Annotated in this window: 14 protein-coding genes; 9 read left to right on the forward strand and 5 right to left on the reverse strand. The window is 37.2% G+C overall.

Going from position 1 to position 18,135, the window contains the following annotated elements; genetic code table 11:
* Nucleotides 1-241: 241 nt before the first annotated feature.
* The 3 genes from ACN0TV_RS14500 to ACN0TV_RS14510 all read left to right on the forward strand — a co-directional run bounded on the left by ACN0TV_RS14500 (nucleotide 242) and on the right by ACN0TV_RS14510 (nucleotide 2,858).
* Complete coding sequence (locus ACN0TV_RS14500) at nucleotides 242-808, forward strand: hypothetical protein (protein ID WP_417363673.1); 567 nt, start codon at nucleotides 242-244, stop codon at nucleotides 806-808.
* A 127-nt stretch (nucleotides 809-935) separates the two neighbouring features.
* The gene (locus ACN0TV_RS14505; RefSeq protein WP_417363675.1) at nucleotides 936-1,628 is read left to right on the forward strand and encodes a hypothetical protein; all 693 of its coding nucleotides are present in this window, start codon (nucleotides 936-938) and stop codon (nucleotides 1,626-1,628) included.
* 504 nt (nucleotides 1,629-2,132) lie between these two features.
* A complete protein-coding gene (locus ACN0TV_RS14510; RefSeq protein ID WP_417363677.1) occupies nucleotides 2,133-2,858 on the forward strand; it encodes a hypothetical protein in 726 nt (241 codons plus the stop codon).
* Nucleotides 2,859-3,159: 301 nt separating this feature from the next.
* Here ACN0TV_RS14510 and ACN0TV_RS14515 read toward each other — a convergent pair whose 3' ends face one another.
* The 4 genes from ACN0TV_RS14515 to ACN0TV_RS14530 all read right to left on the reverse strand — a co-directional run bounded on the left by ACN0TV_RS14515 (nucleotide 3,160) and on the right by ACN0TV_RS14530 (nucleotide 7,757).
* Nucleotides 3,160-4,794: a glycoside hydrolase family 9 protein gene (locus ACN0TV_RS14515; RefSeq protein WP_417363679.1), complete on the reverse strand. Its 1,635-nt coding sequence runs from the start codon at nucleotides 4,792-4,794 to the stop codon at nucleotides 3,160-3,162.
* 56 nt (nucleotides 4,795-4,850) lie between these two features.
* Nucleotides 4,851-6,083: a type II toxin-antitoxin system HipA family toxin gene (locus ACN0TV_RS14520; RefSeq protein ID WP_417363681.1), complete on the reverse strand. Its 1,233-nt coding sequence runs from the start codon at nucleotides 6,081-6,083 to the stop codon at nucleotides 4,851-4,853.
* Between the two features lie 3 nt (nucleotides 6,084-6,086).
* Nucleotides 6,087-6,374, reverse strand: coding sequence for a helix-turn-helix domain-containing protein (locus ACN0TV_RS14525; protein WP_417363683.1), 288 nt, complete (start codon nucleotides 6,372-6,374; stop codon nucleotides 6,087-6,089).
* A gap of 162 nt (nucleotides 6,375-6,536) precedes the next feature.
* The gene (locus ACN0TV_RS14530) at nucleotides 6,537-7,757 is read right to left on the reverse strand and encodes a hypothetical protein (RefSeq protein ID WP_417363685.1); all 1,221 of its coding nucleotides are present in this window, start codon (nucleotides 7,755-7,757) and stop codon (nucleotides 6,537-6,539) included.
* A gap of 205 nt (nucleotides 7,758-7,962) precedes the next feature.
* Between ACN0TV_RS14530 and leuS the strand changes: the two genes are divergently transcribed.
* Both leuS and ACN0TV_RS14540 read left to right on the forward strand, forming a co-directional pair.
* The gene (gene leuS / locus ACN0TV_RS14535; protein ID WP_417363686.1) at nucleotides 7,963-10,782 is read left to right on the forward strand and encodes a leucine--tRNA ligase; all 2,820 of its coding nucleotides are present in this window, start codon (nucleotides 7,963-7,965) and stop codon (nucleotides 10,780-10,782) included.
* 121 nt (nucleotides 10,783-10,903) lie between these two features.
* Nucleotides 10,904-11,596, forward strand: coding sequence for a zinc metallopeptidase (locus tag ACN0TV_RS14540; RefSeq protein WP_417363688.1), 693 nt, complete (start codon nucleotides 10,904-10,906; stop codon nucleotides 11,594-11,596).
* 3 nt (nucleotides 11,597-11,599) lie between these two features.
* Here the strand turns inward: ACN0TV_RS14540 and hemW are convergent, their stop codons facing one another.
* A complete protein-coding gene (gene hemW, locus ACN0TV_RS14545) occupies nucleotides 11,600-12,730 on the reverse strand; it encodes a radical SAM family heme chaperone HemW (RefSeq protein WP_417363690.1) in 1,131 nt (376 codons plus the stop codon).
* A 286-nt stretch (nucleotides 12,731-13,016) separates the two neighbouring features.
* On the opposite strand from hemW, the gene ACN0TV_RS14550 reads away from it, so the two are divergent.
* The 4 genes from ACN0TV_RS14550 (at nucleotide 13,017) to ACN0TV_RS14565 (ending at nucleotide 18,128) form a co-directional block, all read left to right on the forward strand.
* Nucleotides 13,017-13,604 carry a 30S ribosomal protein S16 gene (locus ACN0TV_RS14550; RefSeq protein ID WP_417363692.1) on the forward strand — a complete coding sequence of 196 codons (588 nt, stop codon included), beginning with the start codon at nucleotides 13,017-13,019 and terminating at the stop codon, nucleotides 13,602-13,604.
* Nucleotides 13,605-13,613: 9 nt separating this feature from the next.
* Nucleotides 13,614-14,138, forward strand: a complete 525-nt coding sequence (rimM, locus tag ACN0TV_RS14555; protein ID WP_417363694.1) for a ribosome maturation factor RimM — start codon at nucleotides 13,614-13,616, stop codon at nucleotides 14,136-14,138.
* Between the two features lie 39 nt (nucleotides 14,139-14,177).
* Nucleotides 14,178-14,894 (forward strand): tRNA1(Val) (adenine(37)-N6)-methyltransferase, encoded by a 717-nt coding sequence (locus ACN0TV_RS14560; protein ID WP_417363695.1) that lies wholly within the window; start codon nucleotides 14,178-14,180, stop codon nucleotides 14,892-14,894.
* A 252-nt stretch (nucleotides 14,895-15,146) separates the two neighbouring features.
* Entirely contained in the window at nucleotides 15,147-18,128 is a 2,982-nt protein-coding gene (locus ACN0TV_RS14565; RefSeq protein WP_417363697.1) for a SusC/RagA family TonB-linked outer membrane protein, read from the forward strand.
* The last annotated feature ends 7 nt before the right edge of the window (nucleotides 18,129-18,135 follow it).

The raw sequence follows: 18,135 nt of genomic DNA on the forward strand, positions 1-18,135 counted from the left end.
CAACTATTATGCGAATAACTTCATGTTTAATGCAAGCCATTGCGTTTTCATCATGTCGAGGATGAAATAGTGTTTAAGCCTGTTAAATTTCAAAATAAATATAAATTAAACGATCAAATCCATAAACAAATTCAGGCGTATACGTCTTATTGAATATATCAATACAGAGCTGCTGAATTCTCATTTAAAGATATTCTGGCAGAATAAAAAAATTAATGATATATTTGTAGTATATATTCGCATGTTTGTGAAAAAAATTATTTGCTTGACAGCAATGCTGCTCTCTTCCACTCTTTTGTTTTCTCAGAATAACAATGTTGAAAATTCTTTCTACGGTATACAAACGGGATTCCTAGGTGTTTGGGTTCATAATGAATCCCGCTTAGCTCCTAACCTTGCTTTGAGAAGTGAGGTAGGCTTTAATGCAGGGTTAATTGGAGGAGCTTTTGTTGAAGATGGACTTATATTTGCACCAATAATAACATTAGAGCCTAGATATTATTACAATATAGATCAACGAAGTAGTAAAGGGAAGTCTACATTTAATAATGCTGCTAATTTTATTTCATTTGATATAAGCTATTCACCGGATTGGTTTGTAATTTCAAGCATAGATAATGTAGAAGTATTAGATAACATTTCCTTTATACCAAAATGGGGGATACGAAGAAATCTCGGCAAAGACTTTAATTATGAAGCCGGAATAGGTTTGGGTTATCGCTTTTATTTCTCAAATGAAGCTATTTACACGGATGACCAACAAGAGTTAGCGGCTGACATTCATCTCAGAATAGGCTATACTTTTTAACACTAACTTCGGGCAATCCATTTAAAGGATCAAAAGCAGTTGAATACCGGCAGTGAGGTCATTTAAAATATAAAGAAGGCATAGACATGTGAAAAAGGCATTTAATATCCCATTTAAATGTAGAGATATGATTAGAAGAATTATAATGTTTTGCCTTTTCGGTTTTTCAGTTATTGCCCAAGCACAATCCACCATTCAACCTAGACTTTATATTGGGGTAGACGCCTTTAATGAGAACTTATTTTTTAATGATCAGGGGTATTATGGAATATCTATAGGTGCAGAAGTTTTAAAATTTAAATTTATAGCACCGGAAATTGAAGTGAGCTTTTATGGTGGTACAATTGAAAAGCAAGAGCAACTCGATATTTCTAATTTGCCAGATGGCTATGATGGACCAGCTCCAAAGGCAGTTGAATATATTGCCGGGGGGTTTAAAGCAATGGTATACAGTTTTTCACCTAAACTAATTTTTGGAAACGCTGAATTCGCCTTCGTTTTTCTTCCGAAGTATTCATTCTCAAATGTTAACAGCTATTTAAGTCAATACAAATTAACCCCTGACGGAAGTGTATATAAACGGGAACAACGTGAAGAAATGGATAGTTATCAATCATTTCTTTCGCTTGGTTTTGGGATTGAAGGGAGGGTTTTTGAGGCTGACAAGCTTACATTAAATTTCACCTTCCAGTATAGTTTTTTTGATACTCGTAAGGCCTTTAAGGGACATGATATTAACGATTTTGAGAATGATCAAGGAACAAGAGCCGTTGGCATCGGATTTAAATTATATTTTGACCCTTTTAGGAGCTTAAAGTAATCCCCTTTATTGTCTGGTTTATAACAACTATAAAATATAATAATCAGGAAAAATTCTACTTTTGTAATTAAAAATAGTACAGTCTAGATTATTTTATATAGTTTTGAGCTAACAAATCTTATTTCGGACTTATACTAAGTGTAATGACATTTATTCGACCTACTGAAGGATTGATCTCCCTACTTTCAATTCTTAAAACTTGGGATATTTCAATATCCAAATCAGTCATAAGCAGTTCTTTAGTAAAGAGCTTTTACTTATGGTGTTTTTTAAGTTTTTTCTTACAAAGATATTATGAAATCCATCTTATATAAATTCGAGTCACCGTCATCGGTGTGCAATTTATCTCGGGTATAGAAGACACGTTCATCCCCAATATGTTACGTGAATTTATTAACCTAAATATATTTTAAAATGACAAGTAAAAACGTTTCTAATGCCTCATTGGCATCATTAAAAAAAATGAATTATGTATTTTTATCTAGTTTTAGCTTTGCGTTATTAATGAGTTGCAGTGATTCTGCCTCTGAAGAATTCGATGAAGTTAATGGTGATGTAGCGAAAAAATATATCACGCAAATTTCTATAGAATCAAGTGAATATCCAGAGGATGATAAAAAGTTTTATTTCAACTATAATGCAGATGGGCGTCTAACTACAGTATCTAACGGGGAAGGTGAAAGAACATTAGAATACCAAGACAATAAGCTTTCCAATATTAGTGGAGAAGGTGCTGATCCTTTTAATATTGAAGAATTATATGAGTCTCCATATGATGCATTTGAAACAGGTCATGTTCTTGAATATGACGATAACGGAAATCCGTACAAAATTCAACTTCTTGAAGAAGATTATGATTATACCACAAATACATCTGAAGTTCTAGAGACCACTGCAGAAATTAGCTATGACAATGTTCATAATCCTTATTTCTATACATTAGAAAGTGCAGGTATTATAGATGTTATGGATAGAATTCAGCTAAATTTTAATATGACGCCACAAAATTCTGACTTGGTCAAAGCAAGAGCATTATTCCCAGTCAACAATCCTACGAAGATTGTTTATAAAGATGAGAACGGAATTCCTTCATATCAAATTGACGTGACTTATGAATATGATGCTGAAAATTATCCAATTTCCGCAATAGTAGTGGCAACCTCACTTGAGGAGGATGAGAGTGAACGTGAAAGTTTTACGTATACTACAAATTATTTGTACAAAAAATAATCATTTGGGAGCCCTGTTGTTAAAGAAGTATAGGGGCCACTTAGAAGAATCATAGTATGGTTTTACCTGGTTATCGAGAATAAGAATGCTGAACGACTCGAATAGCAGAGTGTTGATTTTTATTCAAAACCAAAGTTGAAAAAAAGGAGTCAGTCTAGAAATAGACTGGCTTTTTATTTATGGGGTACGGCGCAGCTACCATATAGCTAGGTCGTATCTTGAGTATTCGAAAGTTTATAATATTATATCCAGGTAGCCAGTTGGGTTATGTGCTATTAGAAAGCTTCCCTTGAATCAGGTTTTATTTACTAATAAACCCAGCTAAGGCATAAACCAATGCAGCTTGCCAGTTGATTGCTATTTCATTATGACTGTATGATTCTTGCTCATCGACCCAATCTGTTGCGGTATGGCCTCCTCCAACCAAATATCCCGGCCAAGGTTCTTCTATTGAATCGGCTCCAGAACGACGATCATGTGGATGCATTGGTGCGTGATTCCCTAAACCTGTGACAAAGGATCTGTTGTAGTAATTGTTGCCAAAGAGATGGTCTATAATGCTTAGAGAAGTGTTTATGTATTCTTCTTTAGGTTTAATACGATTTGCTACTTGTAAATTAATTGTTTGACGGGCAACAGTGCCATTGCAACCCCAGAAGTATGTCGAGCCAAGTGCACGAGAGTATACATCTTTATTGGCCTTTTCGACCAACTGATCTGCATTTTTTATTGTGTTTCTTTTTATTGCTTTTTCAACTCCAGGAGTTTTTCCTTCTCTACTGGAAAGGATATAGGTGAACATGCCTAGATTTGACACATTCCCCCAATCCCAATTTTCATCTATTCTAAAATCGATCGTTTTAGCTCTTTTTTCAAAATCGTCCAGACTGCTTTTGTCTCCCGTAGTTTCCCACATTTCTGCAGCTGCCCATAATCTGTCGTCATTATCACTTGTTTGGTATCCGCCGGTTTTAAAATCTCCTTGTACAAAACCTTTGTCTTCCGGATTGTCACGTAAAAAATTATAACTCAACCATGCGGCTTCAAGACATATTTGGGCGTACACCGGATCATAGGGTTGAAAATACCGAGCTGCCATAGCCATCATTGCTACAAAATCAGCTGTTGCTGCAGAACTCCATTCTGTAAAGTATCTTTTTTCATGGTCTTTATCTGCCATGATAAATGGTGAAAAATTCACACGGGTTAGCTTATGTGAAACTCTTCCAGAGCCATCAGGATATTGCATTTTTAAAACCCAGTCAGTTTCCCATTTAATTTCCTCTAAAAAAGCGGGTAATTTTGAAGTAGCATTTGGAGTGTCTAAATTCAAATTTTCTAACTGCGGCTTAAAATGATCCCAAGCCTTAAAAAGAACACCTACAGTAATCCCGGCATTCACAGTGTATTTTCCATAATCCCCTGCGTCATGCCATCCGCCTGTACCATCATGTTTGACACCTTTATTCCCAATATAATCTTCATAACCATCTTCCAAATGACAAACGTTTTGATGATAATGATTCCCATTAAAAGTGCCGTCTACTTCAGCACCGCATCTCCATAAATAGAATCCTCTCATACTTGTCTTTGCTGCAAGGTTAAATGCATCTGCAGCAATGTTGAATGGTGCTGTTTTTCCAACCCCTTCTATTTCAAGGGTGTATTCGCCTGGTTTTGTGAATCTTGAAAAGTCAGCATTCCAGACCTTTTGATCGACATCCTTTTGATATCTCGGACCCGTTGTTTTTCCGGTAAAAACCACTTCTCCATCCGTGTTTAAAATATTGTACACCTCACATGGTTCAGAAATTGTTGCCGTTTTATTATGATCAGGAAGAAAACCAAGTGAATTAAGATGGATGTTTGTCGATTGGGCACTAATTGAAAGAGTTGAAATAAGAGTTACAACTGAGAGTATTATTTGTTTCAGCATTATTGGAATTGGTTGGTTGAATTGACCAAAATACAAAAAAGAATATGTCTTTAGTTTTAATTTTTGCTGATTTCGTTAATTGTTTTTGCAATTAATTTTCTTGAATGCTCGCTTACCCCTGCATTTTTGGCGTATGTGTTCCAATTTGAAATGACATCATTTACTTCTTGTAGTATTAATTCAGGTTTTTTCACTCCAAATGTTTTGGCTAATTCAAATAAGTGTTGTTTTCCGGGGGATTTACTTTCGCCGGCAACCATGGTGCTTTGCATTCCGTGTGATGAATTCGAATACGTGAGATCGTAAGCTGGTGCTAACTTCCATTTTCCATTTGAATCCATTAGAAAAGAAACGTTCTTACTATGATCGTCTTTGTTATGACTGAATACATTGAAAGTTGCGAGTCTGAGGACCTTAGAATAGGCGTCTACATGATTTTCTAATCGAAAGGCGCAATCCATGAGGTTGCCATAATCAAGGGTACTATACCTAAAGTTATCGTTTAATAATCCGCTAGCAGAATGTAGGTGAATTCTGTTGTTTTGTTCTCTATCAAACCTTTTAGTGGCAAAATAAGAAGCACCTGATGAACCTTGAAATAATTTGCATTGCGACATTTCAATTCCCGAATCCAATGCCATTTGGTGATAGGCATATTCTATTTGAGCAATATCCAGGGGATCACTATTAGAGGGGAACTTTAAAATCCAGTGTTCATAACCTGGTGGTAGTATAGGATTTCCGTGGATAAGATGATTTGTTTTGGGGTTATAGCCCACAAATGCTTTAGGCCTAGCTCCACCGGATGAACCTCCTAAATAGAATAATTCATCTATAATGTCTGAAGGAGATCCCTCTAAGAGGTGTGTCATTTCTTGTGATATCTCATCTAAATCCAATTGTTTGTCGATTGTTTCATCAGATAGGAAATCAGGCTTATAAGTGAGTGCTCCAGTACCAGTTTTACCTACAAAAGCTAATCGGTCTAATGGAGTTATACTAGTTATCGATTTGCCTTTTGAAAGTAAGGCTCTGTCAAGTAACAACCTACCCCATCCATCAGGTAAGGAATCATTAAAAACACCGAATAGGCCATCAAAAATTTGTGTTATGGGGGTTAAAACTCCATCGGAAAGTTTTAGTTTAAACGGTGAAATTTCAAGACCTGTTTCTAAAAATGAATCATCATATTTAAAATAAATAGATCTATTTTTAATAACCAATTGACCCACTGGGATTGGGTTTGAAGAAAACTGCAAGGATACTTTGATCAGCTGTATTTGTTCCATTACCTATTTTTTTGTTCTGTCAAACAGGCTTTCAATATGACTTAAATTCCCCTCTGGTTTTAAGATGTCTTCAAAGTCAGATAATCGTCCTAATATTTGGACGAGTCTAAGTAGGGACTCCAGGGAAATTTGACCCTTTGATTCAAAACGTTTAAGACTCCCAAGTGAAACACCGGAGCGTTCGGCCAGTTCTACTTGGGTAAATTTCTTTTGTTTTCGAAGTTCTTTAATCTTCTGCGCTAAATCATTCTGTACATCTAGAGGAAGTTTTTCAATACTGTACCTATTCATCTTTACGGATAATATATTAGCTGTTAATATGCTAAAATACAAAAAATAGCTAATATATTATCTATTTTAAAACACAAATGTGTCTAATTAAATGGATGGTTTTTAAGTATGGTTCTACTGCGATTTTAAAAATACGACCTAGAGTTTAGATGCTTTGATTATCTACCGTTTATCTAGCTTTTCAATTTGTCCTTTTATCTGCTCAAATACTTGCTCAGCGACAGAAGCTTCCAGATTTGCCTTTTTGGCTAGTTTGGCAATATCTGGCTTTTCACCTGAATTAACCATAGGTACTACCAACTTCATAAAATCATTTATTTTTTTGAGTTCATTAGCCTCAGCCTCTGTTACTTCATCTTCAGTATCGAAGTACTTGTCATAGGCTAATATCTCTGCATTTTTCCCGGTTATTTTCTTAGTTGTCGTAAGCATAGAGGGTCTAACACATAAATCAGGAACTGGTCGTAAATTGTAGCCGGCTTTGTTCCATAACTTTACAATTTTAATAAACCCATGTCCGGTCATTGCTTCAAATATTAACTCTTTGGTGTCTCCGTCGTAATAGGCCACTGCAAAATGTGGATGCGAATGTAATTTTGGGGCTTTGAATCTATATATATTTGAATTGGATTCTATCTCAAAATATTCTTTTAACTTTTCAAAATCTATTTGTACATCATCAAAGATTGACCGTGCATGTATTGTCAGGTGGTTTTTAGAGTAAATCTCTGGATATCTTGATCCTGAAAATAGCATCATATATGGCGCAGGATTATACTCTATATGATTTAAAATATCTTGATCAGTAACTATTGTAGGATCCAATTCTGTAGCAAAAAAATAGATATCATCTGCTTTAAAGCTACTGTAGGAACCAATGGGGCCGAATGACTGCCAACAAGAACCGTTATATTGAATGAGGTTCAGCCATAGTTGAATAGAATTTTCATTGGTGATATCTTGTACGCTTGGAGAGTACAATAAAAATTCCTCTTGAGTGAAAACATCATACATTTTAAAAAAGTTTTCTTTGGGATTATCTACAATCTCACTAAAGCTGAATTTCCAGGGATTATCGATTTGTTGTTGGAAAAAGGCGAGTTCTTCTTGGTCTAATTGCTCCTTGACAGTACTGTGATTTAAGAGCTTCTTTCCCACTCCTCCCTTTTTAAAAATATGATGAACAATGTATTGAGACTTGAATAACGAAAGCCACTCTTTGTGATTTCTAGTGATGTGATTATAGACACCCAAGTTCTTATCAGCTACTTTTGATAAATTCAATTTTATTCCAGCATAATAAATTAAAAAGTCGTCGACCACTGATGAGGCTAATTTGCTGTTTGACTGACATTGAGCGATTAATTCTTCGTAGTTTTCCATAACTTTAATATTGTATTGCTCAAAGTTATAATGTTCTTCTGTATTTCTAAATAATTTTAGTCTAAAACGTATTTTACCTTTTATGAAAACTCGATTTTTAGTCCAGCAAAGACTTTAATAGGTTTAATGCGCTATTACTTTCCACTTTCGCTGAAGAAGCTTATTTTTGCCCATTCGTAAACGATTCTTGAAACAGTAGTAGACAATGAAGTACAATTTCAATACAATTGAAGCCAAATGGCAAAAATATTGGGCGGAAAACGGCACCTTTAAAGCAGATAATTCAAGCGATAAACCTAAATACTATGTGCTTGACATGTTTCCTTATCCTTCGGGAGCCGGCCTTCATGTTGGGCATCCATTAGGATATATTGCCAGTGATATTTATGCACGATACAAAAGGCATAAGGGGTTCAATGTACTTCACCCTATGGGCTATGATAGTTTTGGATTGCCTGCAGAACAATACGCAATTCAAACCGGACAACATCCTGCAATTACGACTCGTACAAATATAAACAGGTATCGTGAACAATTGGATAAAATTGGTTTTTCGTTTGATTGGAGTCGAGAAGTAAGAACTTCTGATCCACAGTATTACAAATGGACACAATGGATTTTCACTGAGTTATTTAATTCCTGGTATAATATAGAAGCTGATAGGGCCGAAAAAATAGAGGTCTTAATTTCTAAGTTTAAGGAGTCCGGAACTGTTAATGTAAGCGCCGTTTGTGATGATGATGCCATATCCTTTAGCGCTGACCAGTGGAATGGTTTTACGCAGCAAGAACAAGAACAAATATTATTACAATACAGATTGACTTATTTGGCAGAAACTGAAGTGAACTGGTGCGCAGCACTAGGAACAGTTTTGGCAAATGATGAGATTGTAAACGGAGTTTCAGAACGAGGAGGTCATCCTGTGGTTCGTAAAAAGATGATGCAATGGAGTATGAGAATCTCTGCATATGCAGATCGATTACTTCAAGGTTTAGATCAATTGGATTGGCCTGAACCATTAAAAGAGATTCAGCGAAACTGGATTGGAAAATCGGTAGGGGCTCAGGTTAAATTTAATGTGCTTTCATCGGATGTCGATGCGTATATCGAAGTTTTCACCACCAGACCTGATACGATTTTTGGAGTGTCATTTATGACCTTGGCTCCAGAGCATACTTTGGTAGATAAAATAACAACGGCGGAGCAAAAGCAAGTCGTACAAGACTACGTTAAAGCCACCTCAAAACGCAGTGAGCGTGAGCGTATGGCAGATGTCAAAAATATCAGTGGTGTCTTCACCGGTGCCTATGCAGAACACCCTTTTACTAAGAAACCGGTGCCAATCTGGATCGGAGACTATGTGCTTGCAGGTTATGGTACAGGGGCTGTTATGGCGGTACCTTGTGGTGATAGCCGCGACTATGATTTTGCCAAACATTTTGATTTAGATATTCCCAACATTTTTGAAGGGGTTGATATAAGCGAGCAGGCTTATTCGAGCAAAGACAATTGTAAGATGGCCAATAGTGATTTTTTAAATGGTTTGGATTACAAAGAAGCCACAACCAAAGTGATAGCAGCTCTTGAGGAGCTCAATCAGGGTTATGGAAAAATAAATTTCAGACTTAGAGATGCTGTGTTCTCAAGACAACGGTATTGGGGAGAACCATTTCCGGTGTATTATGTGAATGGACTACCTAAAATGATTGAAAAGCAGCACCTACCTATAGAACTGCCGGAGGTCGAAAAGTACTTGCCAACCGAAACAGGTGAGCCTCCTTTAGGAAATGCCAACGCTTGGGCATGGGATATCCAAAATAATAAAGTAGTAAGCAATGCTAAAATCGATCAACAATCGATATTCCCATTAGAGCTGAATACAATGCCCGGTTGGGCAGGAAGTTCTTGGTACTTCAACCGTTATATGGACTCTGATAATTCAAATGAATTTGCATCAGAAGGTGCTTTGAATTACTGGAAAGATGTTGATTTGTACATCGGCGGAAGTGAACATGCTACCGGACATTTGTTATATGCCAGATTTTGGCAGAAATTTTTGTTTGACAGCGGAAGATTGGCTGTAGATGAATTTGCTAAAAAGCTCATCAATCAGGGGATGATCCTTGGAACAAGTGCTTTTGTGTATCGGTTGGAAGGAGAAAACACCTATGTTTCAAAAAATCTAATTTCCGAAAAATCGGTGACACCTATACACGTAGATGTTTCCATTGTAAATACTTCCGATGAATTGGATTTGGATGCTTTCAGAAGCTGGATGCCGGAATTTAAAGACGCTGAATTTATCTTGGAAGAAGGAAAATATATTGTGGGTAGAGAGGTGGAAAAAATGTCCAAATCCAAATACAATGTTGTAAACCCTGATGATATCTGTGAAAACTACGGTGCAGATACACTGAGGATGTATGAAATGTTCTTGGGTCCGATTGAGCAAGCAAAACCTTGGAATACTGCTGGGATAACCGGAGTTCATGGTTTTTTGAAAAAACTGTGGAAATTGTATTTCGACGATAATGGTGTTCGGGTTACAGATCAACAGGCTTCAGCAGAAAGTTTAAAAACATTGCATAAGACCATCAGAAAAGTAGAAGAGGATATTGAGAATTTTTCATTTAATACCAGTGTCTCAACTTTTATGATATGTGTCAATGAATTAAGCGCGCAAAAATGTAGTAGTAGATCTGTTCTAGAGCAGTTGGCGGTACTGATATCACCATACGCACCTCATATTGCAGAGGAAATATGGTCTGCACTTGGTAATAAGGAATCTGTATCCACTGCGGCATTCCCAGTCTTTAACGAAGCATATTTGGTGGAAAGTACTAAGACTTATCCAATTTCTTTCAATGGAAAAATGAGGTTTACCCTGGACCTTCCAATGGACTTGAGTAAGGATGAAATTGAGAAAGTTGTCATGGAGCATGAGAAGACCAAGGCACAATTAGAAGGGAGAACGCCTAAGAAAGTGATTATAGTACCGGGAAAGATTGTTAATATCGTGGGTTAATCACGGTACAACTAACTGCAAAGAATCATATACTGACGTAACGTCATAGTGTTAAAACCTCGCTAATATTGGCGAGGTTTTTGTATATTTAGTTGTAGATTTACTTTTAAAAAGAAAGCAAATGGGAATAGGTTATTGGATTATAATAGGAGGAATAGCGCTAATCAGTATGTTGGTGAGTTCCAAATTAAAGAACAAGTTTAAGTATTATTCTAAGGTTCATCTTAGAAATGGTATGAGTGGTGCGGAGATCGCAAGAAAGATGCTTGATGATAATGGAATCTTCGATGTGCAGGTTATTTCAACGCCTGGAATGTTGACAGATCACTACAATCCTGTTAAGAAAACTGTTAATTTAAGTGAAGGGGTTTACAACCAAAGAAATGCTGCCGCTGCTGCTGTTGCTGCTCATGAATGCGGACACGCCGTACAGCATGCAAAAGGGTATGAATGGTTACAGATGCGTTCCAAATTGGTTCCGGTCGTAAGTGTTGCTTCTGGAATGTCAGTTTGGGTGATTTTCGGTGGCTTAGTATTGGGTGCTACCACGCAATTTGGATTCGCGGTTGCCGTAATTGGACTTATTATGTTCGCATTTGGAACGCTGTTTAGTTTTATAACACTTCCAGTAGAATACGATGCAAGTAATAGAGCCTTGGCATGGTTGAAAACTAAAAATATAGTGAGCCCGGAAGAATATAAGGGAGCAGAAGACTCTTTGAAGTGGGCAGCAAGAACTTATGTCGTAGCTGCCATTGGTTCATTAGCGACACTGTTGTATTTCGCAATGCAAGTCTTCGGTGGAAGAGACTAAAACTTAATCAACAAAAAATAAATCTGAGGCAATTCCATCGGTTAAAAATTTACCCTTTGGAGTTGCTTTTATGATTTTAGACTCCTTGTCTTGGCTGAGTAAACCATTCTCAGTATATTTTTTTGCCTGCGATATTAGGTAATTATGATACAACTCTCCATACTCATTTTCAACCATGGTTAGCGAGACTCCCCACATGGTACGTAACCCTGTCATAATCGTTTCATTATAACGATCGGTGATGGAAAGTGTTTCTACTTCCGATGGAATCTTATCCATCTCAAGTGACTTCAAGTAGATGGTGTTGTTGTTGATGTTCCAACTTCTGTTTTTACCATCATAACTATGGGCCGATGGTCCAATGCCTAAATATTTTTTCCCCAGCCAATAGGCCGTGTTGTTTTTGGAAAAATAACCAGGTTTTCCAAAATTAGATAACTCGTAGTGGATGTATCCTTTGGAGGTCAATTCCTGCATTAAAATTTCAAAATGTGCCGCAGCTACTGCATCGTCTACATTGGGCACTTGTCCGGATCTTATTCTTGAGGCTAAGGCAGTTTTAGGTTCAATCGTCAAGGCATAACTTGATATGTGTGGTATGTTAAAGTCAAGAACCCTTTGTATGTTTTTGCGCCAACGTTCATCAGTCATATGTTGAACGCCGTAGATTAAATCTATGGAAATGTTGTCGAAATGCCTGGTGGCTATTTCTAAGCAATGTAAACTTTCTTCTGCGCTATGTGCTCGGTTCATGAGCTTTAAATCTTGATTATCAAATGACTGTATTCCAATGCTTAATCGGTTAATGCCAATATTTTTTAAAGCAATGATTTTTGTTTCATCAAGATCGTCTGGATTTGCTTCTAATGTTATTTCAGGCGAAGGGTTTACTGGATAATTCTCATAAATCAACTTGATCAAAAAATCAATCTGCCGGGCTGGTAAAAGACTTGGAGTCCCACCACCAAAATATATGGTATCTATGGACTCATCAAAGGTGTTTTTTCGGAGTAACAGTTCTTTAGCGAGAGCATCCACTAAGGAATCTTTCTTTTTCAGAGAAGTCGAAAAGTGAAAGTCACAATATGAACACGCCTGTTTACAAAAAGGGATATGAATGTATATTCCTGCCATAGGAGGCAAAGGTAAGTGAAATTATGGGTTTCTTAGAACTATAACGCTTTGTCTTTATAGTGATATTGATCTGTTTGTGGGGTGTGGCAGGGAAAATGTCTGTAGAAAACTTTGTGTTTAAACTAATACGGTCAACAAGTGTAACATAGCCTAATATTTTAATACAAAAATTAAATTTTTTGAGTGATAAAGATTTGAAATAGTGTATATTTGCACCCGCTTTGACCGTGGGGTTGAAGTTTAATAATTAATAACAGGGGTCGTGCACCCCACTAATTAATGGATTATGCCAGTAAAAATTAGATTACAGAGACGTGGTAAAAAAGGTAAACCTTTTTATTGGGTCGTAGCAGCGGATTCTCGCTCAAAAAGAGATGGTAAATTTCTTGAGAAATTAGGAACTTACAATCCAAACTCTAACCCAGCGCAAATTACCTTAGATGTTGACGGTTCAGTAAAATGGCTTCAAAATGGAGCTCAACCTACTGATACTGCAAAAAGAATCCTTTCTTATAAAGGAGCACTTTTGAAACATCACCTTTTAGGCGGTGTTGCTAAGGGAGCACTCACTGAAGATCAAGCAAACAAAAAGTTTGAAGATTGGTTGGAAGATAAAGAGCAAAAAGTTGAAGGTAAAAAAGGTGATTTAGCCAAAGCACAAGAGGAAGCGAAAGCAATAGCTCTTGCCGCTGAAAAAGAAGTCAACGAAAAACGTAAAGCTGCTGCTGCTGAGGTAGAAGCAGAAGCTACAGCAGAAGAAGCAGAAGCAGAAGCTCCGGCTGAAGAAGCTGCAGAAGCTGCAGAAGAAGTTGCTGCTACTGAGGCTGAAGAAGCTCCAGCTGCAGATGGTGAAGAAAAAAACGCTGACGCTTAATTAGTTTAAATGAGAAAAGAAGATTGCTTCTATCTCGGTAAAATAGTTAAAAAGTACGGCTTTAAGGGTGAATTGTTGGCCAAATTGGACACCGATGAACCTGAACTTTACAAAAATTTGGAATCAGTATTCATCGCCATTGGCGATGATCTGGTTCCTTTTTTTATTGAAAAGTCCTCTCTACACAAATCGACACTTTTACGAATGCGTATAGAGGATGTCGATACGGAAGCTGAAGCTGATGCGCTTATAAAAAGCGAACTATTTCTCCCGCTAGATATGTTGCCCAAACTATCTGGAAATCAATTTTATTTCCATGAGATCATTGGATATAAGATGATAGATGTAGAATTTGGAGAAGTCGGAGAAATCACCGCGGTGAATGATTCCACTGCCCAAGCGTTGTTTGAAGTACAAAGAGATGACAAGCAAATCTTAATCCCTATGAACGATGAGTTTATGGTGCGATTAGATCGGACAAAAAAAGAAATTGTCGTCCAAACACCTGGTGGGCTTATAGAGCTATACCTGTAAATTCTATACTGATAGAAGCTACCCCTAAAATCACAACTAATGTCCAAAAAACCATTTCGTTTCAAAGCATTTGAAGTGCATCAAGATCTATGTGCAATGAAAATTGGTACTGCTTCAGTCCTTCTCGGTGCGTGGGCAGATATTACTTCTAATCCTTACTCGATATTGGATATCGGAGCAGGAACCGGGATTTTAGGACTAATGATGGGGCAGCGTACTTCTGCTGAACTCATTGATGGTATAGAAATTGAACCTGATGCTTTTGAACAATGTGTTGAAAATTTTGATAACTCTCCCTATTTTGGACGATTGTTTTGCTTCCATACTGACCTTAATGAATTCGTAGAAGAGGTTGAAGACCAATATGACTTCATTATTTGTAATCCTCCTTTTTTTAGTGAAAACACGGCTTCTCCTGATCCAAAAAGAGATAGAGCTAGACGTGTAGCTTCCCTCCCTTTTGAAGAATTGGTGCTTGGAGTCTCTAAACTTTTAACTCCACAAGGGCAATTCAACACCATTATTCCTTATAAAGAACATCTTAATTTTATAGATTTGGCTGAAAACGTAGGTCTTTATCCTTCGCGTTTGACTTATGTTAAAGGCACTCCAGATAGAGAAACTAAGTTGGTCCTAATGGCATTTTCTTTTCATGAGGTTTCTGCAGTTTTTGACAAATTAGTTATAGAGCTCGAAAGGCATGTCTATACGGAAGAGTACATAAATCTTACCAAAGATTTTTACCTCGATATGTAGTGTAAATAACTGAAGTATATTGTTGTGAAAAACGCAAAATAATTCGATTTATTTTGTGATAGTCATGTTTTTTCGTAATATCGTAGTGAGTTTATTTCGTATTGTCATTAAAACTCAGCGTTGTTGGTGAGGAGCAACACTTTTTTTTCAATGAAATACTAAATCGATTTAGTCCTAAATCTAATATACTACTGAACTAATTTGATTAAAACGTTTTAGTACAAATTTTTAATTTAATTACTAACTGCACTTATGAAAACAAATCTTTTACGGAGCATTGTACTTCCCTTAGCATTTCTGTGCTTAGGGTTTGTGCAAGCACAAACAACAGTGTCAGGAGTTGTTTCTGACCAGAACGGTCCCTTGCCAGGGGCCAGCGTGGTAGTCAAAGGCACTACCAACGGAACTCAAACCGATTTTGACGGTAATTATCAATTAGCTAACGTGCCTGATGACGCTATTTTAGTGTTCAGTTATGTTAGCTTCAAGACCCAGGAAGTACCACTTAATGGGCAGACGACCTTGACTATTACTCTGGAGGCTGATACGCAATCTCTAGAAGAAGTAGTCGTGGTAGGTTACGGTACTCAGAAAAGGAAGGAAGTAACCTCTTCGGTTGCATCTGTAAAGGCTGAGGATTTTAATCAAGGTGGTGCTCGCTCGCCAATGGATCTTATCCAGGGTAAGGTTGCGGGATTAAACATCACCAGAACACGAGGTAACAACCCTAACTCAAGCACATCTATTCAGCTTCGTGGGGTTTCATCTATTAGAGGGGACGTTGCTCCACTGATTGTAATTGATGGAATACCTGGTGGGGATTTGGATCTATTACAACAAGATGATATCGCTTCAATCGATGTTCTTAAGGATGGATCTGCTGCTGCAATCTACGGTACTCGTGGTAACGCAGGTGTGATTTTGATCACCACTAAAAGAGGGAGAAGTGGAAAGACAACCACAGAATACAACACCTACATTCAGTCAGAATTTGTAGACAAAAAACCGGATTATTTATCGGCTTCTGAGTTTAGAGATTTAATTGCTCAAGGCGTGATTTCAGAGGATCAGGATTTTGGATACTCTACAGATTTATATGATGAACTGATAAACAAATCCAATCTGAGCCAATATCACAATCTTTCCATGTCAGGGGGGAGTGAGTCAACTACCTTTAGGGCTTCCATTGTTTACAATGAAGCTATGGGTATTGCAAAAGAAAATGAAAGAGAACAATTTGGAGGTCGTTTTAGTATTAATCACAAAGCATTAGATGATAAATTGACCATCCAGTCTCATTTGGCGGCTAATTTTATAAATGCAAACCTTTTAGGAGGTGGAACAGGAGATGGTACAGATTTATTAGGAGGAGCGACTGCGAATTTTGAGCAAGCGATCCAAAGAAATCCAACTGCTCCTATTTATAACGAAGATGGAACTTTTTATGAGACTCAGGCTTATAATAACTTTAACCCTTTACACAGGTTAGCGGATCGAATTTATGAAAGACAAGAAGAGGTTATCTCTGGAGACTTAAGATTGACCTTGGAACTAGCCAAAGGGTTGAATGCTAGTGTTTTTGGCTCTTATGTGCGAAGCAACTACAATGACAGAGTTTTTCGATCTAAAAATGATTGGGATCAAAGAGAATCAACCGAGTATCAAGGTACAGCTTATGCCAAAAAATTCAATCATCTGGAATGGAGTAAAACCTTGGAAAGTACAATAGAATACAAAACCACTATTGCGGAAAAGCACAATTTAGGAGCTATTGTGGGTTATAGTTATCAATATAGCACGGTAGAGGAATTTAGTGCTGATAATTCAGGCTTTACCAATGATGGATTTTTAGACTGGAAGCTCGAATCTGGTAATGCACTTACTGATACCAGCCTTCCAAGACCCCAATTGTATAGCTTTAAAGATGATAACTTATTAGTAGGTTTCTTTGGTAGGATTAACTACGGATTCAACGATAAATATTTTGCGCAATTTGTACTGAGAAGAGAAGGGTCTTCACGTTTCGGAGACAATAATAAATGGGGTAACTTCCCTGCGGCCTCAGTAGGTTGGGCAATTAGTGAAGAGTCTTTCTTAGAAAATATTGATGTTATTAATCAACTTAAATTAAGAGTGGGTTACGGAGTTACCGGTAACCAAGGGATTCCGAATTACCAATCTATGATTACTTTAAGTGAAGGAGGCGTTTATCCTCAAGGTGGAGTATACTACCAAACCTATGGAGCTGCCAGAAACGCAAACCCTGATCTTAAATGGGAAGAAAAACACGAACTCAATTTCGGATTGGACTTTGCGCTATTGCAAAATAGATTGTCAGGTAGCGTTGATGTATACCAACGTAAAACTAAGGACTTGTTGTACAATTATACTGCTCAGCAACCGGCATTTGTGAGAAATTCTATTTATACAAATGTGGGAGAATTGGAGAACAAAGGGATTGAGGTGGTGATCTCTGCCACTCCGGTTAGCAGTGAGAACTTCCAATGGAATGTTGATTTTACCGGAAGCTATCAAAGTAATAAACTCACACAACTCTCAGATGATAACTTTAAGGCAAATTGGTTGCAGTTTGGGGGCTTACCGTCTCCAGGTAACTTGGGAGATGCCATACGTCTTGAGGAAGGCGGTTCTGTCGGTAATTTCTATGGAAAGCGATTCGCAGGATTCACAGATGACGGAAAATGGTTGTTTTATAAGGCAGATGGAAGCACTGCTCAGGCAAGTGAAATGAATGAGAATGATTTAACCATCATCGGTAATGGGGTGCCTAAATATCAAGCATCATTGGGTAATCGATTCACCTATAAGAACTTCGATTTATCTATTTTCTTTAGAGGAAAATTTGCCTACGATATATTAAATACAAAGGATCTGTATTTTGGTAATAAAAAATGGTTACCTAATAACTTATTAAAGAGTGCAGTGACCAAACATAACCAATTGGATGATGATCCACAATACTCTGACTATTATATAGAAAGTGGAGATTTTGTAAAATTAGACAATATCACTTTTGGATATAACGTGCCTTTGGAGTCTAAATATTTGGAGAGTATGCGTGTCTATGTCACCGGAAAAAATTTAGCCACATTCACCGGTTACAGTGGAATCGATCCTGAACTTGAAGATACTGGTTTTACAACAGGTATTGACGGTAGAGATTTTTATCCAAGAACCAAAACCTGGACACTTGGACTTAATTTCAGATTCTAAGCTAACA

The organism is Galbibacter sp. (genome assembly GCF_048266365.1).
Lineage (GTDB): Bacteria > Bacteroidota > Bacteroidia > Flavobacteriales > Flavobacteriaceae > Galbibacter.